Genomic DNA, 21,682 nt, shown 5'->3' with positions numbered 1-21,682 from the left:
CAGATGATCAATAATCCGTCTGCTATTGATGATATTGCGGACGCGGAGCAAATCCGCGTCCTTTTTTATGCAAGCAATCGCATGGTTCACGCACCTTTAAATAAGGTCCTTGATCTTATCAAAAGAGACATACAGCATGATCTTTTAAGCGCTTTGACACAGTATCAAAAAGCAACAGAGCAACGTATTGAGATCATGCAAAAAACCATTGATGAATTGCGCTTACAGTGTCTCAGTTTTCACACACAATCTCAGAAAACGAACTTACTTAAGGAATGAAATACGATGCCATTACCCTATCACACACATATCTTTAAGCTTGAACCAGCAACAAAAGAAGAAGTCAAAGAAGGTGTTCTAGATAGTAAGGCTCTTGCACCGGTTTCAGTGGGCAGTGCAGCGGCTTATGGGGTAGAATATTTTGCAACGGCAGCTCAGGGAAAAAAAGCCGATGATGCGGTTGCCAAGAGAGATATCGGAGCCCTTGCTTACAAAGATAAGATCACAATTGGCGATCTTGAAGCAAGTGGAGAAGCACGAGAGAATACAATTTTATCAGGGGGTGGTTGGATACAAATATCGCCGTTAGGAATCGGTGATATGAGTATGGCTACATATGATCCCGATAATGTGAGAGCAAATGCATTCTCCATGGAAAATATGAGTGAGGGACCTAGCAAAAAGATTTTGACAACAGAAGAGAGAGCAAAGCTACGATGGCTAAGCCCTGTCCAGCCAACAATAGAAAAGTGGCATAAGGGAAGTGAAGGCGCTTATTATCCTATATCTCCGGCAGATCTCAAAAATACCATTCATTATTTTGTAGCATCAAAATCTTTTGGTATGTCAAGATTAGTCTATGATCCAGATCAAATAGCAAAAGATGCATTTGATATGGAGAATATGAAAGAGGGAAGCGAACATCTTATCTTAACTCCTCAAGAACGTGCACAGATTACAAAAATTAATAAAGTTGAAGACGATGTAGCAGAAGGGATTTATGTTGCAAGTGAAGCAAAAAATGTTGCAGATGTTGCATTAAATACAGCGAAAGATGCAAAAAATTATGCAGTAGATGCAAAAAAAACGGCTGAGACAGCACAAAAAACGGGAGACAGTGCAAAAGCTGAGGCAAATATTGCACAAACAGAAGCCGATAAAGCGCAAGATATAGCGCGCAGTGTACAGAAAAAAGTTGATCTCATTCAACCTCTTGCAGAACAAGACTGGATTGATGGCACAAAAACAATAAACGCGCTTATTTCACCAGCCAATCTGATGGCTTCAATCAAAGCCAATAGTAGCAATAGCAATGGCGGTGGCAATAATGGTGGTGGGATTAGCAAACCTGTTGAAATTCTCATGACAGAAAGTGGGGATATTCGATTGCCGGATGGTATTACTGATGAGACCGATATCGAAGTATGGGCTTGGGGTGGTGGTGGAGGAGGCGTTAAGGATGGTGGAGGAGGAGGCGGTCAATGCGTGCATGTTAAAATAAAAGGTTCTGATTTAGATAAATTAAAAACAGCTTACATTGGTCGTGGTGGTAAAGGCAATGACAGTAACATTTTGTGCAATGGTGGTAGGACAATGATTAAAGGGCTTGTTACAGCAGAAGGAGGATATTCCGTCTCTATGGCTCTGGTTAACTTTGGAGGGAAAGGTGGGGATGGAGGAGGAAACAGAGGGGGCATCAGTGGTGAGAGCTTTATTTTTTCTGGTGGGAATGGTGGAGGAAGTGGAATAGACGGAAAAAGAGCAGGTACCGGTGGAAGTTCTTTTCTTGGTGGAGGAGGGGGAGGCGGTGGTAAATGTATGGGGTCTATCATGGGGCAAGGTGGTGAGAGTTATAAAGGTGGTAAAGGGGGGCGTGGAGGGAATGGAGCTGGTGGTGGTGGCGGCGGATATTTCGATGGGAAACACGGTGGAGACAAAATTGGTGGCGATGGCGGTGATGGAGCAGTACTCATAAAGGTATATTTATAGGATGGAACAAAGCAATGACACGGAAAATAAATAAAGATTGTCTACACTGTTTAAAAAAGTGGGAAGGTTTGCGATTACAGGCTTATCAAGATGTCTCTGGTGTTTGGACGATTGGCTATGGACATACGGGAAAAGCTGGGAAACCAGCAGTTGTTGAGGGTATGGTGATTACAGAAAAAAAAGCTGAAAGCATGCTTTTAGCAGATTTGCGGCAATATGAACAAGCTGTAGAAAAAGCGGTTTGTGTGATTTTAAGTGACGAGCAGTTTGGTGCTCTTGTTTCCTTTTGTTATAATGTAGGCATTCCAGCTTTTCAAAATTCTACATTACTTAAAAGACTCAACAAAGGCGATTATGAAGCAATACCTGCCGAATTACAAAAATGGGTCAAAGCGGGTGGAAAGCGTTTACAAGGTCTTGTCCACCGGCGTGCAGCAGAAGCCGGATTATGGGCGAAAGGCGCTTATGTTTCCTCCAACTATCAAACCGTAGAAACAAAGGATTCAACAGGTTTCTTCAAAGCAGAAGCATTGGCACCCATTATTGGTTCTTTCTCAGGTCTTGGTGGTTTTTTAGCTGGCAATGGTCCTATCCAATGGGCATTCGCAGCCATTATGGTTTTGGCAGCAGGTGCTGGTCTTTTCTTTGTTGCTAAACGCTTTCAGGAGCACTGTTTATGATCTTATGGCTGAAAAAAAATCTGATGCTAACAGGTGCGGCTTTAGCCGCTTTTTTTATAGTTTTAGCGAGAGTTTTTACACTTGGCAAAAAGGCTGAACAGAAAAAACAAACAGAGAATACTTTAAAGACAGCAATCACACGGTTTGAGGTAGAAAATGAAGTTAATCGGAAAAGTGATGTTGATGTGCGCTCTGAACTTTCTCGTTGGGTGCGCGATAAATAAACATGTCTCTTGTGTTGGTTGGTTACCAATTTATTTAGAAAAACAAGATCTTATTGTCATTACCCCAAACCTAGCAAGAGAGATTTTAAAACATAATAAGCAGGGCGAACGCTTGTGTGGGTGGAAACATGGTTAGAAAACAAACGACAAAACACACAGAGCTTACAGAAGCGGAAAAAGAAATGCTTCAAGAAATGATTATTACCTACCAAAGTGTGAAAGTGATGTCGCGTCTCATGAAGTGGATAGCATTTTTTCTTTTTTTGCTTATCCTCGATTTTGCTCGCCTTATGGATGCGATAGATAATGTCATTACACATTTAAAACAGTGGTTCACCAAAAATTAGATGAATCAAATTTCTTCTCAAAATAGCTAAAAAAGCACTTCGAAAGGAAGTTCTTATTCACAACTTTTGAAGAAAGTCTCAAAAATATTTGTTAGAATCACAAAAATATTTTTTTCTAACAGGACTTTTAGAATGCTTACATTTTTTGGCAAAACCTTACGCAAACTTTGTATTGATCACTCAGAACGTCTTTTAGACATGGCTGAAAAATTAGATATATCTGTAGCATTTTTATCTTCAGTTGAGATTGGCAAAAGGTCTGTACCGGTTGGTATGGAAGAAAAGATCATAAAGCTTTATGCCTTAGATCAAGAAACAGCATGCATTTTAAGAAAAGAGGCTGATTCTTGCCGTAAGAGTTTCACAATAAAACCTTCTGATTCATTTGGGCGTGAAATTGCTGGCATGTTTGTCAGAAACTTAGAGAATTTTTCACAACAAGACTTAGAAAGATTGTTGGAGAAAGTTGGCAAAAAAAGATGCGCTCTGTAAAGGTATCTTGCAAAACCCTATTCCCGAACCTTCATTTATTTATCCCGCACCTTAAAAAAACACCTATAAAATCAACAAGTTATAGCACGATAAAACTGCTGTGGCGGAGGGGGTGGGATTCGAACCCACGGTACAGTTTCCTGCACGCCGGTTTTCAAGACCGGTGCCTTAAACCGCTCGGCCACCCCTCCAAATTAGATATGCTTTTTGACAAACTTCTTGCAAAAGGTCAATCATTTTAATGCGCACTCTAAAGAGTTTTTCTAAAATTATTTAAGTTTCAAGCAAAATTCATAAGTCAATTCTTTGAGTGTGTTACCTTAATAGTTTTACTTTTAAACATAATAATTCTTAAAAAAATGAAAGGCAAATATGATATTTATCATTTCATTTTCCTGTCTAAAAGTTTTTCATAAAGCAATATTTTCATAATGATAAGATATGTTTAGTTGGAGATGTTTTATAAATTACATTAAATTCTTTTCGGACGTATATTTTTGAATTATTTTACCTTTCCAGATATTTATTCTATTTAGATCGTTATGAAAAAAAATAAAAATATGTATCGACTTTAAAGGAAGGCTGGTTTAATAAAGTCGACAAGTGCCTAAGAAACACTTGCGAATAGCGGATAAACCACGAAAAGGTTTCTCCCATTTCTTAAAAATACTGGCTGTCTTTTGTGCTTTGAATAGCGTATAACGATTTTGTCGGGTGTGGCCGCACCATACAATACTCTTTATGAGAAAAGTGTGACGACGGACTTAACGCCGTGTTTTCAACGCCCGGCGCCACATACTTCATAAAAATATAAAAAAATCAATATATTATGTAAATAATTTTATATACAACCCCCATCGGAATCCATCCTTTTATACGTGATTCATTTGACCATTTTTATAAAAGATTGCCGTGTATGAATAGAGCATAAAAAGCAAATCATGATGTAAATATTATAACGCATGTGTGTATTCAAATGAAATGAAAAGCAGCTATCATTCATAACAGTTCATAAATTTTATGATACGTTTTTATCACTCACAAATCGCATTGTTTTAAAATTTAGTCGTTTTAAATTATCGATAACATAATTTCATGGGTTTAAAGAATGGTATGTATTTTGCTCTTTTTTGAGCGAAACCTTAAAAGGAAAATAATCGTTTGAAACTTTTATAAGCTTATAGATTTTCATTTATAAGATTGCATAAAAGATTTAAAAACAAAATCGTTTTTAAAACGCTTACTAAAAATTTAGAAAATGATAGGCAGTTATATACAGACACTATCATCACAACAAATATGAAATTCAAAACGTTATATCTTATGAAATCAAAAGCCTTTTTAATGATATAGCAAGCGAACAACAAACATTTTAAAAGTTATCGTTTAAAAATACGAAACCAAATGGGGGCAATCCAAATTTGGAGGCACCTATTGAAACAAAGATAAGCAAACAAAATTCAAAACCATTGTAACATCATAAAGGCATGGGATTTTACTTAATTTTTAGAAAAAACAATGCTGTTCAAAAAATGCTCTATTCTAAAGTTAACGCCTCCAAAATTGGATTGGTTAATTGAGTGCAAAATGAAAAGATGCTTATGAGAACCTCTTTAAGTGAACGTTTAAACGTTTGAAACATAAAATGAGATCTTTATAAGAAACGTTGAAAACCTCTTTTTATAACAGCTATAATTTAGTTATCATTTGCTTTTCAGAACGTTTCATTTAAAGATCTAGATTTCACAGCAGAGCCAATTTTAAAAGCCTTATATTTTATGAAAGCGTTTTGATTTGTTTGATAGGTTTTTATTTTAGAATGTCAGTTATTTGAATTCACTCAACTCAATTTTGAGCTTAGTAGTATATTAAAACGTTTTAAAGAAGCATTGTGATTATGTGCTTTATTTCAAATGAATCTCTTTAAAGAAAAGGGCATTTTATTGATACGTTTGATAGCCATAAAAGCGTTTATATTTTCTTTCATTCAAATGAATGCTATCAAGATTATACCTATCCTTTACGTTCCTTTTGATAAGTTTTCATAACGACAATAGAGCGCTTGCAATATGATACGTTTTGTATATAGGCATCATTACTCCATTGCGAGTGATTAATTTTAATCATTAGAATCAAAATTAGAAAGCCGCGTCATATTAATGGCACGGCTTTCTTTTTGAATTCTCTCTTTTATGATACGTTTTAAACAATGCTTATAATGCATTTATAGCCATAAAGAAGGCACTCACATACTATTATTTGTTTTATTTCTCAATCTTTACAACCTCATCGCTTTTATAGACCTCATAATTATCAGGAACCAATTTTATTTTACTTTGTGTATCTATTTTTGCTCTTCCATAGGCACGACCCCAAACCTTGACATAACCAGAGATTTTCGCATTGCCATAAACCTCAGCATTGCCATAAACACGCCCCCGCACATGAGAAAGATGCCTTACTTTAGCATGATCAGAAACATGAGCATAGCCATAGACAAGAGCCTCATCATAAACCCAGCAATTGCCATAGTGTGATAAGTTGCTTTCATTTTCGATATAGCCACCTAGATCGCCAGCCTTGACATCATCAAAATCTTTTAAAGCCCGAATGCGATAAAGGTTTGTAATTTGTTTTGTTAATCTATCTTTAATTTGTTTTGTTTGATTGGTTAATTCATATTTTTTAGACATAAGAATACCCTCACAATCTAATGTGATAAACGTTTGCTAAAATTTGGAATGGAAAATTTAAAAGAAGGGCGCCCCCGCAACGCCCGAGCATTCAATTATGCTGCTTTATTTTTGGAGAGACATAGACAATCTCTAATTCTCCATAAGGGGAAAGCCGTTCAATATAGGTTTTAATCTCAGTAGACCCACCGACATTTTCACGAATAACAGCAATGCCATGGATATGAGCATTTTCACAAACATGCACGTTATTTGCTATACGAGCATTGTCATAAACCCTAGCATTATCATAAACAGAGGCTTTATCATAAATAATAGCCTTGCCATAAACATGAGCATTGCCATAGACATGGGAATTATCAGAAATAACAGCATTGCCATAGACATGAGCACTATCATAGACATGACCAGCAACGATAGCATTATCATAAACCCGCGCATGACCATACACACGACCACAAGTGATAGCATTGCCAAAAACCCTTGCATTTTCATAAACGTGACCATTTTTAAACACAAGAGCCTCATCATAAACCCAGCAATTGCCATCATGGGATAGATTAGCTTCCTTTTCAATAAAGCCACCTAAAGAGCCGGCTTTAACATCAGCAAAGTCTCTTAATGCTTTAATACGATAAAGAGTTTGATTATTTAATACACGTGTCTCATTTGTGAGTGCAAACTTTTTTTGCATAGCACAATTCCTTTATAAAGAGATTTAAATTTTTAAATGAAATGTTTAAAGAAGGGGCGCCCCCGCCGCGCCGCTGCTTTTATTTATGCTGCTTTGTTTTCAATAATCTTGACAACGTGATCGCTTTCATAAACCTCACAATTTATGGGAACCCAACATAAACCGCTATGTCTTTTTATCCTTGCATTGCCATAGACCTTGCCTCTAATCACGATATAATCAGAGATTTTCGCATTCCCATAAACAGAGCCATAAACATCAGTATGAGACCCCACGCTAGCATTACCATAAACCTTGCCATATATTTTTGCAGCGCCACTCACAACAGCATGATCATAAACCACGGCATTGCTATGAATACGAGCACTTCCTGATAATTTTGCATTCCCATAAACCCTTGCATATTGATAAACCCAAGCGTTATAAGAAAGATGCGCATTGTCATAAACATGAGCATTTGCATAAACGCGGGCGCGGTCACAAACATGCGCATTGCCATAAACAAAGCCCATGATAATAGCGTTATTAGAAACTTTTGCATTTTCATAAATATAGGCAGTATTTAAAACAAGAGCATTATCATACACCCAGCAATTGCCATCATGAGAGAGGTTGCTTTCATTTTCAATAAAACCACCTAAATCCCCAGCCTTAACATCAGCAAAGTCTCTTAATGCTTTAATACGATAAAGAGTTTGATTATTTAATACACGTGTCTCATTTGTGAGTGCAAACTTTTTTTGCATAGCACAATTCCTTTATAAAGAAGATTCAATTTTTAAAATGAAAGAATTTGGTTAGAAAGCAGGCGCCCCCGCCGCGCCCGTGCTTTATTTAAGCAGCGTCACTTTCATATGCGCTGTCATCATCATAGCCATAATCATCATAATATTCATGACGATAATAATCATCTTTACTACCAAATCTTGGAATTGCTTCATCATGAATTTGATCATCAGAAGTTAAAGAGGCAGCGCTATGAACACAAGAAGAACCTGATACATAAGAACCACAAACCACGGCATCATCAATAACATAAGAATAATCACATATATAAGCACCATCACTTATTTTTGCATTGCCACCGACATGAGCATTATCACAAATGACAGTCTCATCAGAAATATGCGCATGCCCACTTACACGGGCGTTATCATAAATTTTAACATTCCCTTCAATTATAACGGCATTTTCAATATGAGCATTGCCATAAACCTCACAATAATCATTTATTGCCATGCCTTGAAAAATAGCATTGCCATAAATTTTAGCATTGCCATAAACATCTACAAAAAAGCTTTTTACTTTAGCATTCTCAAAAACCCTAGCATTTTGGAAAACGCGTGCTTTATCATAAACCCAGCAATTGCCATCATGAGAGAGATTATCTTCACTTTCAATATACCCCCCGAGGTCGCCTTTTTTGACATCATCAAAATCTCTTAAAGCTCTAATTCGCTTTAAGAAATGACCATCTATATATTCACAATCATCAATAAATTCATATTTTTTTGCACGCTCTTGTTTGTTAACAGAAGCGGTTTCATTTGAAATGTTAGAAATAACGGGGGTGTTTTTTGATATAGCGTTCATAATGAACTCCTTTAGGTAATAATGTTTTCAATTGACACCTCATAAGGGCGCCGGGTGTTGAAAACACAGCCTAAAGTCTGTTGTCATACCTTCCCCATAAGGGTATTGTATAATATGACCACACCCGACAAAATCATCATATATGCTAATCATAGCATAAAAGATAGTCAGTTTTTTAATGTATTGGGAAAGACCTTATCGTGATCTACCCGCTTTAGGAAGTGTTTTCATCACTTGATTATTTATATAACAAAATACGTATTTATTGTAAAATAATATTTTATCTTTTTTTGATATTTTTTATGATTTTTTTAAATGCATTGTGTGTAAATGTTTATCATATGCTTATTAATTGCTTCTTTTGTATTATGTACTTTTAAAGCTATATTATAGGCTTTCTTAAACGATTGCGTTATTTTTTGAATCTATACATTTATAATATTTAAAAACGCTCTCATCATGCGTATTTTTAACTTTATAACGTATTTGTTTTTTACTAAATGGTTTTAAAGATTTCTGTTAATTTCTTTTTATAACACATTTGCAACTTAACAGCCTTTTATAAGGGCTGTCTTTATAACCAATGCATTCATTTGCAACGTAATTATGAAAATGCATTATGATTATGAAACCCTGCTTTTTTCACGTGTGCTTTATAGCTGTTATAATCTTTATAGCCACCGCATCATTTTTCATTTTCATAAGAGAGATTATAAATAGGATAATTGTGATTTATAGCTTGTTATGAAAACATCTAAAGAGAGATTGCTAATTATAGAGATGAGCAAAATCCCTTTTAATAGACTTTTGTCAGTCTTGTCAGTTAACTCTAGACCCTCTATTATTTTTTTTAAATGAGAGAAAATTAAAAACATTATATTTCAATATGTTAATATTTTAATGATACAACTTATATCGACAATACAACCATAAATTCAACTCATAATATATATGTGTCAGTTATCTGTCAGTAAATTGAACTGACAAAATGATTATTTTAGTGAGTGATTAAAGCACTTTTTTATGAAAAGCATATGATCCTTTAAAGCCTTTTAAAAGACAGTTTATAATCATAAGGCATGCTATCAAGATCATTATAATTATGAGTTTTGAAGGGGTTTTGAGTTTTGACGGTTGCTGCTTTTAGATAAAAAAATGGTAAAAAATAAAAATATTATATTTCAAGTGGTTAGTATTTTACAGATCTTTAAAAAACAACCTATATCAACAATACAACCTCTAAATTCAATCAAGAGTATATGTTTCGAGGGGGTTTTGACAATTTTTGCACCGTCAAAACCTATAAGCAAAATGAATATATGTAACTCTTTTTAAACAGAGCTTTTGAAAAGAATAAAGCTATCATTTGAGATTACGGTATAACCTCTTAAAGCAAATCCAAAAGAAGCGTATTCTATTTAAAATGGGATTTCTTAAAAGTCTTAAAGGTAATACAAATTAAGAGTGTTTAAAAGTGCAAATCCCTTTTTAGAATAACGCATATAAACATTCCTTTTAAGATTGTATCTAATCAACTTAACAAAGAGGTATAGATTATATAGCTATATCCTATACTCTATACCCCTTATGATTATAAGGTCTTATAAGCTTATTCAGTTTCTTTAATTTCTAATTTTGGTAAGTTTTTAACGATTTTCATTGTCTCTAAACTTACAGTAATAACCCTTTGAAACAATTCTAGAGGGTAGGCAGGGTTTCCAACGGTTTCAACAGCATAGCGATTAGCATCATTTACAATGCCACTCTTTTTATCGGTTTTTACGCATTGACGCCCCATAACCCATTCAAGAGCAGGCTTGCCATTGACGATATACTCATAAGCTTCAAGAGGGATATCTGTCATTGTGATGTTGCTGTTGTAAATAACCGTTGTTTTATCCTTTTCCTTACTATTCTTAATTTTTGCGAATTTCATTTCTGTAACGTAGTAAAATTTTTCTGGATTAGGAATATCAGTCTGTTTTGGATTGCCTTTTTTAAATGTGACTGGATAGGGTTTTACAGTTTCATAATTGACATGCAAATGACCCAATTCACGCCCTGCTGTAACAAATTTCCAAAAGTCCTCAGCAGTTTTTACACAAGGGATACGAGGGAGTTCTTTAGAGAGGTTATCAGCATACCGAGAACGATAATCTTCTGAGTGAAGTATACCGTAAATGTAATAAAAAATATCTTCTTTAGTTATATTCTCATTAGGATAAGCAGTTTTAAAATGTGCTAACCCCGCATCTGTAATGCCGTCACGAACTTTCTTTTTTGTTTCTGTAGCAAACAAACTATGATCATGATGTTTTTCCTCTTCACAATAGAGCATAAGTGGATAGCATCTTGCTTTGTCTAAAATATCTAAGTTTATTGGCTTATTAGTCATGATACATGAGAAACCTGATTGACTTCCTATTCCAGAAATACAAATCCCAAGATTATTAGGAATATCTGAATTAAAAAATTGATGTGTTTGTGCTAGCATATCATTGAGAAATGGTGATGTATAATGCCATATAGTCATAAATGGTCGATAAAGAACAAGAGCTTTTAAACGAGACTCAAATGTTGCTTCTATACCCCGTTTTAATTTAGAGATAAGGGAACTCGTCCAGCTAATCTTGCTAGAATCATAGTTAATAATTTTTTTTACAGATATAGATGAATTTTCAGTAACAAGACGTCTCTGTATATTAAAAAAATCAATTGTTTTTTGCACAGATATATCCAAAGCATCACTCGAAAAGTTATGAACCCAAGCATCTCTTTTTGATATTATACCAAGAGATACTTTTTCAAAAATTTTAGAATCTATAAGTGTACTTCTATCCCCCATAGGCATGAACTGATCAAACTCCCCTTTTCTTTGTTTTATCCAGTCATGTTGTTCATTAGGAGTGATCGCAATAAATTGTTTGGATTGTATTATTCCTTTTATACTTTTAAATTTATGCAATTGGTATAACTTTTTCTTGGTAGAAAAATCATCTCCAATATCATGATAGTAAATTTTACAAGACTGTTTATTATTAGGATTGCGTACAAAAATCGTTATAGCTATGCCATTTTGGCACCCAGAGCCAAAAACGTTTTGTCCTTCTTTTGATAGTTCTTTTGATTTTATGTTTTTTCGAATATCACCACGAAGATTGATGATGTAAATAGAAGAATATTCACTCTGTAAGCAATTCCGCATACCATCGGCAAATGTTTTATCTATCCATCCATTTCCAGAAATATAAGCCACAACACCACCTTGTGGACTTAAGCGATTACTAGCCCATTTGATCGCTCTAATGTAACTATCATAAAGATTACGACGGTTTGTTCTTACATTCGATTCCGCTGCATATGTATTTTTTATGTTTGTATCAAGCGTGTCATAACGTACATTCGGATTATTATCATTGGCACTTTTTTGACCTGTTGAATAAGGAGGGTTGCCAACAATAACTTGGATATCGGCTTCCTGCTGTTTTTTACACCGCTCTGAATTCTCAAACATATAGCGTGTGAAGAAATCTTTCTCCTCCAGCATCAGAAACGTATCAGTTAAACAAATCCCTTCAAAGGGTATATAATCTCCTTTCATAAGACTATGATAGGTCGATTCAATATTAATGGCAGCTATGTAATAAGCTAAGAGAACAATTTCGTTGGCTTTGATTTCATTTCGGAACTTATATTCCATATCCTCTGGTTTTATGAGATTGGATTGTAAAAGTCGTGTAATAAAGGTCCCAGTTCCAGTAAAAGGGTCTAGAATAGAGACGCCTCGAGAACTTAAGCTTTGTCCAAACTCTTGCTCTAAAACATCATTGACGGAATGTAAGATAAAATCGACTATTTCAATGGGGGTATAAACAATTCCAAGTTTATCTGTTGTCTTTTTGAATGCCTTGGTAAAAAAATCTTCATAAAGTCTGATAATAAGATTCTGTTTTGCGCGCGTTTCAATAATACCTTCTGTATCCTCCTTTACACTTTGATAAAATTTATCAAGATCTTTGGCTTCGTCTTTGATATTCATCTTATCAAGTTCAGCTAAGATCTTTTCCATAGCTTGCGAGATGGCGTTTTTACTCACAAACTCATTTCCATCAAACAAGGATTCAAAAATAGGACGCGTCACAAGATGTTGCGCCAACATCTCAAGTGCATCTTCTTGCTCGATACTGTCATTTAAACCGTTCTTTAATTCCTTGTGAAAAACATGAAAAGCACGATAAGCTTCACTCTTTTTATCAGCGAGTATGCTTTTAAGACGGATAATATGATTTTGTGCAATTGCCGCAACATTACCCGCCCAGTTTCCCCATTGATTAGCCTCCCCACATTTTCTGACAATGATTGGCTTAATAGCACGCGATAATTCATCAATATAAAAATAGAATTCTTCTTGTACTTCATACCTATGAGGGTTTTCATTCGCTACTGAACCAATATGGAGCCCAGCACTTTCAGACTTTGCATGGAAGGATAGTTCGTCAACAACTGCGGTCATTGCTTGTAAAGCAGGGTCAAAAGTTACCCCTACAATCTCAAACAGATGACGAACATCTTGGTCTAGCTCTAAGGCTTTCATTTTGTTTTTGAAGTTGTCATCATGAGCACGCAAAGCATTGAGAACTTGCCAGATGACATCATACTTTTTATTGTTTTCTAAAGCCTGTTGTGGTGGAATATTGAAGGGAATACCAACGGGTAAAATGATATAGCCTGTTGTTTTACCTTCTGCGCGACGCATCACACGCCCCACCGCTTGTATCACATCTACATGACTTTTACGCGGGTGTAAAAACATAACCGCATCAAGAGCGGGCACATCAATCCCTTCTGAAAGACAACGCACATTGGTGAGCACACGGCAGTTATTTTCATCTGTATCTTCTTTAAGCCAATCAAGTAATTTGTTACGCTCTTTACCATTAAAAGTCCCATCAATGTGCTTAACATCAAAGATAAGAGATGTCTTACTTTCAGGAACAAATTTATGATATTCATCAATAGCATCATTGAAAATCTCACTAACGCGTTCAGATGTATTGATATCTTTACAAAAAGCCAGAGAACGACGCATAGGTTTTATGCCATCGTCTTCCTTCTTTTCTATTTGAGCCAGTGCTTTGTAGCAGCCAATGATTTTGGTTGTATCATCAAGAATAAGTTCGGAATTTTTATCTTTAAGACGTTTCTGAATTGTTGCGTTGATAATTGCTTCATCAACAGCTAAGACGATAACTTTATAGGGTGCTAAAAGTTTATCTTGTAGAGCTTTTGAAAAAGTATAAGTGTAAAGATTTTTCCCATAGAGCGCTTCATCATCCATGGACGCCAGAACGGCATCGGATACGTCAGCCTTCTTTTTCAGCTTGTCAGTAAAGATCTTAGGGGTTGCTGTCATGTATAGACGTTTTTTACCTTGAATGATGCTGTTATCATGAACCTTGATAAATTCAGATTCATGCTTGTCTGTTCCTAATACAACACCAGTCGTACGGTGTGCTTCATCACAAATGATTAGATCAAATTCGGGTAAATCATATTCCTTTTGCGCATCGGAAATCACTTGAATGGAATGATAGGTTGAAAAGATGACCGTCATTGCCTCTGCGAAGTTTTCACAAGCTTCTTTGGCAAGGGCTTTTGCATCTGTTGTAGCAGGAAGAACAAGATCTGATGTTTCCATGCCAACCATGTCATCTTGGTTTTTACGACGCTTTCCTACTTTTGTATCCGAACACACCGCAAAGGAACGCAAGGGAATTTGTGTGTCCAGTGTCCATTCACGGATTGTTTGTGAGACTAAAGCAAGAGAAGGCACCAAAAACAACACACGCTTGCCTTTTCCCGCTATGGTCTCTGCTATCTTAAGGCTTGTGAACGTTTTGCCTGTTCCACATGCCATAATTAGCTTGCCACGGTCTGCTTCTTTTAAACCTTCACAGACTTTCTTGATGGCTTCTTTCTGATGGGGACGAGGTTCTTTTGTAACTTTCAGAACAACTTTTTGTTTTGTTGCAAATATTTGCCAATCTATACGACTGTTTTCCATATGACGAAGGTCAATGCGATAAACGGGTATCGCTTGTCCTTTAATCATGGCATTCACATTGTCACTTAATTCACTTTCAGTGCTATCAACGAGAAGGCGATATTTAAAGATGTCTTTTCCAGAGGCTGCGATAAAGCTATCAATATCCTTTTTACTGATCTGATGGTCTGCTTTATAAAACTTACATTGAATAGCCACATAGCCTTCTTGATTGCGAAGTTTTGCAACCAGATCAATGCCGATATCATTTTTATTCCAATCCTCACGCTCTTTAGCCCATTCAAAATAGCTTTCAACCTTTTCATAGCGTCCATAATGGATAGGGTCATGCATAAGATATTTGCTAATAAAATCTTCAAAAATTTTTCCCTTTTTAGCATTTGAAGTTGCTTGTTGACGATAATATTCCAACAGAGAACGTAGCGTGACGTGTTTATTATCAGACTTAACAGATTGCAGCATATTACAATAAAAATCCCTTGCCTTATAAGATGATCAATAACCATCAAAAGAATCAAAACGAATTCAATTAAATGCGTTTAAAACAAATATCGATAAAAATGGGGAAAAACTGCTAAAAAGCCGATAATTTTTTCAAAAGAGTTTTTAAAAGGATACTTATCAACAGTCTATGAGAGAGATCAGATCAGAAAAATAGTGAAATTTGCTATTCATTTGATGTGTTAATCAAGACAGATGCAATACGTTCTTTTAAAATATCATAATGATTATTTTGAAACGTTTTATGAGACACTTTAATAGATAGGTTTTGACGGTGTTTAAAACCCCCTAAACCCCTACAAAACCCTCTTAAATATATTATTAAAGATTGTATTTACGTGTTGTGTTTAATATAGGTTGTTTATTTAAAACATTAACATATTGAAATATAATAACTTTTATTTTTGATTTAAAAAATATATAGAGGGGGTGTAAAAAGAACACCCACCCACCCCCAAAACCAATAGATGCGGAATGCTTTGAAGGCTCTCTTCGATAATACAAGGTTATAGGGTTTAATGTTTTATAAGATATCCAGATTGCCTATTGTGTTGTTTTATGACTTTTTATTAAAGGATGCCATTCATAGCGTATGGTAGGTCGACCGCCTTGAGAGTTATTGTCTCCAGAGATTTCACGAATATAGTTACAACAGCATAAAAGCTCTAAAGCTTGCTTAACGGTTCCATTGTCCTTTAAACATTTCCAATTACGTTTATAAACATCACGTGAAGTAAAACCATCGGGTAAATAATCACAGCGTTCAACGTTGTTAATGTATCATGCGCCGCGTAAAGACGTTTTGCGTGACTTATCAGATATTTTTCCCAACACAATGCTGTTGTGATGGCATAGAGTCCAATTTCAAAACGACCACTATCAAGAAGTTCAAAAATCAACGCAAGGCTTGCTATAGTCTTAGGCATTTTTAAAACATGCGATTGTAAGCTTTTTGAGTGAGTATCTCTCTTTATAGCTTTCTATTAAAGGAAAAAACAAAAAAGAAATAACATTAACCATTTCAGATTTTCATAATGAAGAAAACTTTTTAGTTTTTCTGTTAGTGATGAAAATGTATTTCAAACAATAATGAATATATTTTCAATTAATTTAAGAGATCCACAATTATATTTTGAATACGAATTTGACATATACAAAGATGACTTTAGACCTAGCTAAATATTGCTATGAAGAATACAAATAGAACTAAGAAAATGAGAAATGAAGTTTTTTGATTGGATAGAGAAAGAAATTAGGATGATTAACATCCAGCAGGGATATTTTCATTTAGCTATTACTTTTAAAGATGTGTGAATAAATTAATGTAAAAAGCTTTGTTATGAGTAGGCTATTGAGTTAGAAATCTATACCAATCGCTTTGGCTTGCATCTTTTCGTAGAGTTTTTGCATTGCCTTGATATTTTCTCTTCGCACATCAATAATCGATTTTTCAATGTCTGTTAAACGTGCTTTGTCCAGATTTCCAAGCCTTGCATAATGAGATGCCATTGCTTTCCGAGCTTCATCATAAGGTAATCCGCCTTTTCGGTGTTTTGATAGACTATGCCCCCTATTTATCGCATCATATTTCTCAGGATTGGAAACTAGTTTTATGTGATCCTTAACAACACCTATTTCAATTAATGCTGTTTCAAGACTACTGACCATAGCTTTACTATTAGCATACCGAAGCAAATCATCCTTTATAAAGTCACTTTCCGTATCAATAAGCAATAGTAAATCACTATTTTTATCAACATTACGAATATAATCACACAAATCACTTCGTACATTATGTAATTTTTGAGATACTAATGTCTTTTCAAGATCTTGTACTAGTACACTTTGTTGTAAAAAAAGTTTTTCTAATTTATCAGAAATGATGACCTCCTATTACAACCCCTTTATCTAACCAGTCTGGACCATATTCCTCATCAGCATTCTTTGTAGAAAACCCCATATCACGAATAAACTGTGCTCCACGTTGATGTCTAAGATGTAGAAGTGCATGTGCTGGATATTCAGCCATTGCTAACCACTCCCACGTTGTTTTGCTATCATTCGCCTTGGAAGCTGCTTCTGCTTCAACCATATAGATACTGTTTTGAGGGAGACCTCCTGCTCGTAATTCTTCACGTTCAGCATCTGTCATATAACTTTTGGGTAATTTCTTTTGCATAGGAAATTCCTTTCTGTAATTTGTCTTGAAATATTAATCTAATGGTTAAATCTGATCAATCAAATTTCCTATGAATTTTTCAATTTGTTGTTTGAAATGAAAATAAGATATCTGCTTTTATCTTTAATCATTTTTTATTGAACATGACAAAATTTTACGTTCGTTTACGTGTTTCTTATGATAACAAGATACAGACAATCAAAAACTTGGGATTGTTAGAATATGCTAACAAAAATGGTTTTGTTCCACTCCATATTGAAAGAGAAACTATCAATAGAAGAAAAGAGTGGTGCAAATATAAAGCTTGGTACTTTAATCGAAAGAACAGAGCAGGGGAATTGTTATTGACACCTAAGTTTTCTCACATAGCGGATTTTTCTTTTAATATTTTAGAAAACTTTAAAGCTGCTAATTAGCATAGTTTATAAGATACGCTAATTTATTCAATGAATAAGCTAGGCAATTGATCATCATGGGCTGGACAACGGGCAAGTCCATAACGCCCATACCAAACCCCATGCAAGGCATTTGTGATGCCCCAAGCATTTATATAAGAAGACATTTTTGATCCTATAATGATTGCATCATAGGACGGACTCTGCTATCCATAATCATCGTGTGAAAATGAAAAGCCTTGTCCATCCTTATGTGACAAGGTTTTTTTATGCCGCATCACTTTGACGTTGCTGTTTTGCTTGTTCGATAACATTCAAAAGATCCGATTGTAACCAACGGGATAAAAAACCAAATTTTAAAGGTTTTGGTAAAGAGCCATTGGTCACATGACGGCGGAAAGTTGAGACACTCATATGAAGCAGTTTTGCACTTTCACGGTCTGTTAAAAGAATATCATTTTCTATCACAGTAAAATCCTTTCAAATATTAAAAAATGAGAACAAATCATAAGTATTTATTAACTATATTTTTGCATCATTTGAAAGGTATTTAGTTTATAGAAAACAGTATTTTATTATATAATTTCTAATGTTATAATTTATGAATCTTATTGAGAAAGAATGAGAGAAGGGAGAGATAAAGTTATCCACAGATTATGGGGTTGCACCTCATATCTTAAGATTAACCCGCAACATATGCCGCCCATGTATCCATATAGACACGGCGCTGTTCTAAATAATCAGTACGACGATAGGCACGCTCTACTTTACCCCCAACCGTATGACTTAGAATGGTTTCAGCGACCTCATAGGGGGCATCGGTTGTTTCAGCGAGCCAATTGCGTAAACTAGAGCGAAATCCATGCGGGCAAGCTTCAAGTCCAATTTTTTTCATATATTTTGACATACACTTATCAGCAAGGGGACCACGACCTCTAGCAGAAAAAAAGAAATCATTGCGAGAAAGCAGGCGCGCTTGTTTAAGAATTTCTAATGCTTCAGAAGATAAAGGGACGCGAAATTCTGTTGTAGCATCCCGCCTTCCTTTCATATTTTCAGCAGGGATAGTCCATATATCCCCCTCAACTTGATCTTTATGAATATGACATAAAGGAAAAGTACGAACCCCTGTCAGAATAAGCAAACGCAAAGCCAGTTGTGTCATTGTTGTTTTTTGACAAAGTGTTTTATAAAAAACCGGAACCTCTTTCCAATCCATGGCTGGTCTATTAGTGGTTTTATGACGTTGTTTACCTAAAAGAGCACGCGCTTTTTCTGTTGCTTGTAAATCAACATCCAATCCTAATGCAGCCGCATGTTTAAGACACATATTAAGACGAATAAGAGCTCTATAAGCAACTCCAGTTTTTGTATGCCATATGGGAGCAAGAACATTGCGTATCTCTGTTTGCGTAATTTCTGAAACGGGTAAACAGCCTAATTTAGGGAGAATATGAAGTTTTAAAGGTGAAAACCAGTTTCCATCTTTTCCATCATCCTTTAATTCAGCTTTACGACTTTCAAAAGCATCCAACGCGATATCTTTTAAATAATGGAGATTACTTATTGCCTCACGCTTTTGTTTTTCACGTTCCTTAATGGGGGCACGACCCTCACGAAGAATAGAACGCCACCCCGTTGCCAATTCACGCGCTTTTTTTAAAGAAACATTTCGCAACGCACCCAAGCCCATTTCACGACGGCGTCCGTGAAGGGGATACAACGACAAAAAATTTAGTAGAAGAAGTAAGTAAGAAGGTTGAAGAGGCACAAGCGCTTTCGCAAGAGAGTAAGGATATTTCTGAAGCCGCCAAAGGATTAGCGGAAACAGCGACGACGGCTTCTAGAGAGGCGCAAAAGACATCAGAGCAAGCTCTCAGTGAAGCTACAGCAGCGAAATCAACGGCGGATAGTGCGTCTAACACAGCTATGGATGCGAAGGGGAGTGCTGAGGAAGCTAAAACATTATCAGAAGAGGCAAAGAAACTTGTTCAGGAAAACAAGGATGCTTTTGATGAATCGAATAAAACCCTTGAAGAAGTTAAAGGATTAGCGAAAACGGCATTATCAACCGCCAATGAAGCCAAGCAGAAGGGTGAGGAGATAAGCCAACAAAGCTCAGAAGCATTAATGAAGTCTGGTGAAGCCAAGAGCTTAGCAGAGGAAGCGAAAAGTTCTGCGGATAGTGCGTCGGCGAAATCAGAGCAAGCCCAGCAGAGTGCAACCGAAGCCACGCGAATAGCCAAAGAAGCCAAAGCAGCAGCAGAAGCGGCAGCGCGTTCAGGAGAGGCGGCAGGGCAGGTAAGTTCAGAAGCCGTTAAGGACATAGCGGAAGCAGCGAAGAGTAAAGCGGAAGCAGCAGAGAAGGTAGCAGAAGAAACGAAAGGAGCCTTGGATAGTCTAAAACAAATAGCTAATAGTGCGAAGTCAACAGCGGAAGAAGCGAAGAAGGTTGCGGAAGGAGCACAAACTAAAGCAGGAAAAGTAGAGACAGTAGCGGGTGAAGCCGAAAAGATAGCGAAAGAAGCCAAACAGACAGCCGGGAGAGGTAGAAAAGGCAAAAAGTACAGCTCATGAAGGGTGGAGTACAGCTCACAAAGCGAAGGAAGTAGCCGATGACGCTAAGACTATAGCAAGTTTAGCGGAAATGGCAGGTGAAGAAGCCAAGAAAAAAGCGGAAGCAGCAGATTCAAAAGCTTATCAAGCCAAGAGTGAAGCTGATAAAGCTAAAGAAACAGCTGATAGAGCGAAAAGGACAGCCGAAGAAGCCAAAGGAGTTGCGGAGCAAGCAAAGAAAACTGCTGATACGACGAAACAAGAGCTTGGAGGTCTCAAAAGTTCTTTAGCAACAGCAACGGCAGCTCAAACAACAGCAACAGCAGCAAAAGCACTAGCAGAAAAGATAAATACTTTACTAAAACAGTCTAATTTAACGGTTTTGTCAAATTCTACCCCGTTTCTTGTTGCTACAGGCAAAGCGCAATTAACGGTAAAAAAAGGAACGACCCTAACCTTGGGAGTAGGCAATGATATTTTGGTTGTAAGTTATACGGTAGACACGAGAATAGATATTTCTTCTCTTTCTGCGGGCAAGGATTATTATGTTTATTTGGTTTCTGATGGAGGACAGTCTCATAAATTTGTTGTATCGGAAAACTCTACGTATCCAAGGAATTACACCGTCAATAATTCGCGCAAGATAGGAGGGTTTCACACGCTTTGTGCGGATGTTGGTACGATTTCTGGTCATCTCTTATCGGGTTATCGTGCAGGGGATATATTACCCCACTCTGTTTGGTGTCTCAATCACCGCCCTTATAGTTCACCCGAAGGAATGGTCTATGATTCCTCTACAGATCTTTGGGTTGATATTTATCTTCAATCAGGCACGGGTGAAAATACGAAATCGGTCTATCGTACCAATATAACAACAAACCGTGGTTATACCGAACATGCAACAGATATGGCGCGTGTTAAAAAATTTTTACTGAGTGATGAGGCGTTTGCTTCAGCCATGTATGGAAGCAATGAAAAGACAAATCTTGTCGGCAAGAAAGAGCCCACCCCTAAAGTTTCAGGTGGATATAAGGATACGGCAAATCGTTGAATGATATCGCATATCGGTTGTGAGGATGGTTGCGGTTATGTTTGGCAATTTTTATCAGGAACGTTTGCTATACCAATAAGCCATACGCAAAATACATTTGAAATGAGAGCATTGTTAGCTGGTGGTAGCTGGAGTACTACAACGGATAATGGGCGTTTTACTCGAGCAACCATGATAGTAAATGGTAGAAATCAATAAGTTGTGGTGCGTAGATGCAGCCATGC

General features: G+C 36.2%; 20 protein-coding genes, 1 tRNA gene and 2 pseudogenes. 11 read left to right on the top strand and 12 right to left on the bottom strand.

The features are described 5' to 3' along the window. Positions 1 to 3 precede the first annotated feature (3 nt). From NNJ73_RS07385 to NNJ73_RS07355, 7 genes are all read left to right on the top strand, one after another. Entirely contained in the window at positions 4 to 279 is a 276-nt protein-coding gene (locus tag NNJ73_RS07385) for a hypothetical protein (protein ID WP_254493505.1), read from the top strand. Positions 280 to 285: 6 nt separating this feature from the next. Next, positions 286 to 1,989: a hypothetical protein gene (locus NNJ73_RS07380; protein WP_254493504.1), complete on the top strand. Its 1,704-nt coding sequence runs from the start codon at positions 286 to 288 to the stop codon at positions 1,987 to 1,989. Between the two features lie 14 nt (positions 1,990 to 2,003). After that, positions 2,004 to 2,669 carry a lysozyme gene (locus tag NNJ73_RS07375; protein WP_254493503.1) on the top strand — a complete coding sequence of 222 codons (666 nt, stop codon included), beginning with the start codon at positions 2,004 to 2,006 and terminating at the stop codon, positions 2,667 to 2,669. Beyond that, complete coding sequence (locus NNJ73_RS07370) at positions 2,666 to 2,893, top strand: hypothetical protein (protein ID WP_254493502.1); 228 nt, start codon at positions 2,666 to 2,668, stop codon at positions 2,891 to 2,893. Before NNJ73_RS07375 ends, NNJ73_RS07370 begins: the two co-directional genes overlap by 4 nt. Continuing rightward, positions 2,826 to 3,029: a hypothetical protein gene (locus NNJ73_RS07365; RefSeq protein WP_254472884.1), complete on the top strand. Its 204-nt coding sequence runs from the start codon at positions 2,826 to 2,828 to the stop codon at positions 3,027 to 3,029. Before NNJ73_RS07370 ends, NNJ73_RS07365 begins: the two co-directional genes overlap by 68 nt. Continuing rightward, positions 3,022 to 3,240: a hypothetical protein gene (locus NNJ73_RS07360; RefSeq protein ID WP_254493501.1), complete on the top strand. Its 219-nt coding sequence runs from the start codon at positions 3,022 to 3,024 to the stop codon at positions 3,238 to 3,240. The genes NNJ73_RS07365 and NNJ73_RS07360 overlap by 8 nt, the downstream gene beginning before the upstream one ends. Positions 3,241 to 3,372: 132 nt before the next feature. Beyond that, positions 3,373 to 3,732 carry an XRE family transcriptional regulator gene (locus NNJ73_RS07355; RefSeq protein ID WP_254493500.1) on the top strand — a complete coding sequence of 120 codons (360 nt, stop codon included), beginning with the start codon at positions 3,373 to 3,375 and terminating at the stop codon, positions 3,730 to 3,732. A gap of 101 nt (positions 3,733 to 3,833) precedes the next feature. Here the strand turns inward: NNJ73_RS07355 and NNJ73_RS07350 are convergent. From NNJ73_RS07350 to NNJ73_RS07310, 9 genes and pseudogenes are all read right to left on the bottom strand, one after another. Then, positions 3,834 to 3,923: transfer RNA gene (locus tag NNJ73_RS07350), tRNA-Ser, on the bottom strand. A gap of 2,073 nt (positions 3,924 to 5,996) precedes the next feature. Continuing rightward, complete coding sequence (locus tag NNJ73_RS07345; RefSeq protein ID WP_254493499.1) at positions 5,997 to 6,425, bottom strand: hypothetical protein; 429 nt, start codon at positions 6,423 to 6,425, stop codon at positions 5,997 to 5,999. A gap of 91 nt (positions 6,426 to 6,516) precedes the next feature. Continuing rightward, the gene (locus tag NNJ73_RS07340; protein ID WP_254492195.1) at positions 6,517 to 7,119 is read right to left on the bottom strand and encodes a hypothetical protein; all 603 of its coding nucleotides are present in this window, start codon (positions 7,117 to 7,119) and stop codon (positions 6,517 to 6,519) included. 83 nt (positions 7,120 to 7,202) lie between these two features. Further along, positions 7,203 to 7,865: a hypothetical protein gene (locus NNJ73_RS07335; protein WP_254493498.1), complete on the bottom strand. Its 663-nt coding sequence runs from the start codon at positions 7,863 to 7,865 to the stop codon at positions 7,203 to 7,205. 88 nt (positions 7,866 to 7,953) lie between these two features. Continuing rightward, a complete protein-coding gene (locus tag NNJ73_RS07330) occupies positions 7,954 to 8,712 on the bottom strand; it encodes a hypothetical protein (RefSeq protein ID WP_254493497.1) in 759 nt (252 codons plus the stop codon). A gap of 1,609 nt (positions 8,713 to 10,321) precedes the next feature. Beyond that, positions 10,322 to 15,238 carry a type ISP restriction/modification enzyme gene (locus NNJ73_RS07325; RefSeq protein WP_254493496.1) on the bottom strand — a complete coding sequence of 1,639 codons (4,917 nt, stop codon included), beginning with the start codon at positions 15,236 to 15,238 and terminating at the stop codon, positions 10,322 to 10,324. 582 nt (positions 15,239 to 15,820) lie between these two features. After that, positions 15,821 to 16,248 (bottom strand): annotated as a pseudogene (locus NNJ73_RS07320) (DUF3987 domain-containing protein); the annotation flags it as partial. Positions 16,249 to 16,633: 385 nt separating this feature from the next. Further along, positions 16,634 to 17,056, bottom strand: coding sequence for a hypothetical protein (locus NNJ73_RS07315; RefSeq protein ID WP_254493495.1), 423 nt, complete (start codon positions 17,054 to 17,056; stop codon positions 16,634 to 16,636). A 94-nt stretch (positions 17,057 to 17,150) separates the two neighbouring features. After that, complete coding sequence (locus NNJ73_RS07310) at positions 17,151 to 17,456, bottom strand: hypothetical protein (RefSeq protein ID WP_012231625.1); 306 nt, start codon at positions 17,454 to 17,456, stop codon at positions 17,151 to 17,153. Between the two features lie 143 nt (positions 17,457 to 17,599). Between NNJ73_RS07310 and NNJ73_RS07305 the strand changes: the two genes are divergently transcribed. After that, complete coding sequence (locus NNJ73_RS07305) at positions 17,600 to 17,872, top strand: hypothetical protein (RefSeq protein WP_254493453.1); 273 nt, start codon at positions 17,600 to 17,602, stop codon at positions 17,870 to 17,872. Between the two features lie 23 nt (positions 17,873 to 17,895). Here the strand turns inward: NNJ73_RS07305 and NNJ73_RS10035 are convergent, their stop codons facing one another. The 3 genes and pseudogenes from NNJ73_RS10035 to NNJ73_RS07295 form a co-directional block, all read right to left on the bottom strand. After that, positions 17,896 to 18,018, bottom strand: coding sequence for a hypothetical protein (locus NNJ73_RS10035; protein WP_256478072.1), 123 nt, complete (start codon positions 18,016 to 18,018; stop codon positions 17,896 to 17,898). Between the two features lie 100 nt (positions 18,019 to 18,118). Beyond that, positions 18,119 to 18,319 carry an AlpA family transcriptional regulator gene (locus NNJ73_RS07300; RefSeq protein WP_015856732.1) on the bottom strand — a complete coding sequence of 67 codons (201 nt, stop codon included), beginning with the start codon at positions 18,317 to 18,319 and terminating at the stop codon, positions 18,119 to 18,121. A gap of 214 nt (positions 18,320 to 18,533) precedes the next feature. Then, positions 18,534 to 19,571, bottom strand: a pseudogene (locus tag NNJ73_RS07295) (tyrosine-type recombinase/integrase); the annotation flags it as partial. Here NNJ73_RS07295 and NNJ73_RS07290 point away from each other — a divergent pair. The 3 genes from NNJ73_RS07290 to NNJ73_RS07280 all read left to right on the top strand — a co-directional run bounded on the left by NNJ73_RS07290 (position 19,490) and on the right by NNJ73_RS07280 (position 21,656). Further along, the gene (locus tag NNJ73_RS07290) at positions 19,490 to 20,428 is read left to right on the top strand and encodes a hypothetical protein (RefSeq protein WP_254493494.1); all 939 of its coding nucleotides are present in this window, start codon (positions 19,490 to 19,492) and stop codon (positions 20,426 to 20,428) included. The pseudogene NNJ73_RS07295 and the gene NNJ73_RS07290 overlap by 82 nt on opposite strands. Positions 20,429 to 20,498: 70 nt before the next feature. Further along, positions 20,499 to 21,458: an alanine-zipper protein gene (locus NNJ73_RS07285; protein WP_254493493.1), complete on the top strand. Its 960-nt coding sequence runs from the start codon at positions 20,499 to 20,501 to the stop codon at positions 21,456 to 21,458. Further along, positions 21,459 to 21,656 carry a hypothetical protein gene (locus tag NNJ73_RS07280; protein WP_254493492.1) on the top strand — a complete coding sequence of 66 codons (198 nt, stop codon included), beginning with the start codon at positions 21,459 to 21,461 and terminating at the stop codon, positions 21,654 to 21,656. Positions 21,657 to 21,682: the final 26 nt, after the last annotated feature.

The organism is Bartonella sp. B1099, from assembly GCF_944801835.1.
Classification (GTDB): Bacteria; Pseudomonadota; Alphaproteobacteria; order Rhizobiales; family Rhizobiaceae; genus Bartonella.
Note: the sequence above shows the minus strand (reverse complement) of the source record. Positions and strands in the feature narration are given on the sequence as shown.

Coding starts and splice junctions, on each gene's coding strand:
- NNJ73_RS07385 (WP_254493505.1), top strand. CDS start 4: ATGATCAATAATCCGTCTGCTATTGATGATATTGCGGACGCGGAGCAA.
- NNJ73_RS07380 (WP_254493504.1), top strand. CDS start 286: ATGCCATTACCCTATCACACACATATCTTTAAGCTTGAACCAGCAACA.
- NNJ73_RS07375 (WP_254493503.1), top strand. CDS start 2,004: ATGACACGGAAAATAAATAAAGATTGTCTACACTGTTTAAAAAAGTGG.
- NNJ73_RS07370 (WP_254493502.1), top strand. CDS start 2,666: ATGATCTTATGGCTGAAAAAAAATCTGATGCTAACAGGTGCGGCTTTA.
- NNJ73_RS07365 (WP_254472884.1), top strand. CDS start 2,826: ATGAAGTTAATCGGAAAAGTGATGTTGATGTGCGCTCTGAACTTTCTC.
- NNJ73_RS07360 (WP_254493501.1), top strand. CDS start 3,022: ATGGTTAGAAAACAAACGACAAAACACACAGAGCTTACAGAAGCGGAA.
- NNJ73_RS07355 (WP_254493500.1), top strand. CDS start 3,373: ATGCTTACATTTTTTGGCAAAACCTTACGCAAACTTTGTATTGATCAC.
- NNJ73_RS07345 (WP_254493499.1), bottom strand. CDS start 6,425: ATGTCTAAAAAATATGAATTAACCAATCAAACAAAACAAATTAAAGAT.
- NNJ73_RS07340 (WP_254492195.1), bottom strand. CDS start 7,119: ATGCAAAAAAAGTTTGCACTCACAAATGAGACACGTGTATTAAATAAT.
- NNJ73_RS07335 (WP_254493498.1), bottom strand. CDS start 7,865: ATGCAAAAAAAGTTTGCACTCACAAATGAGACACGTGTATTAAATAAT.
- NNJ73_RS07330 (WP_254493497.1), bottom strand. CDS start 8,712: ATGAACGCTATATCAAAAAACACCCCCGTTATTTCTAACATTTCAAAT.
- NNJ73_RS07325 (WP_254493496.1), bottom strand. CDS start 15,238: ATGCTGCAATCTGTTAAGTCTGATAATAAACACGTCACGCTACGTTCT.
- NNJ73_RS07310 (WP_012231625.1), bottom strand. CDS start 17,456: ATGCAAAAGAAATTACCCAAAAGTTATATGACAGATGCTGAACGTGAA.
- NNJ73_RS07305 (WP_254493453.1), top strand. CDS start 17,600: ATGACAAAATTTTACGTTCGTTTACGTGTTTCTTATGATAACAAGATA.
- NNJ73_RS10035 (WP_256478072.1), bottom strand. CDS start 18,018: ATGTCTTCTTATATAAATGCTTGGGGCATCACAAATGCCTTGCATGGG.
- NNJ73_RS07285 (WP_254493493.1), top strand. CDS start 20,499: ATGGCAGGTGAAGAAGCCAAGAAAAAAGCGGAAGCAGCAGATTCAAAA.
- NNJ73_RS07280 (WP_254493492.1), top strand. CDS start 21,459: ATGATATCGCATATCGGTTGTGAGGATGGTTGCGGTTATGTTTGGCAA.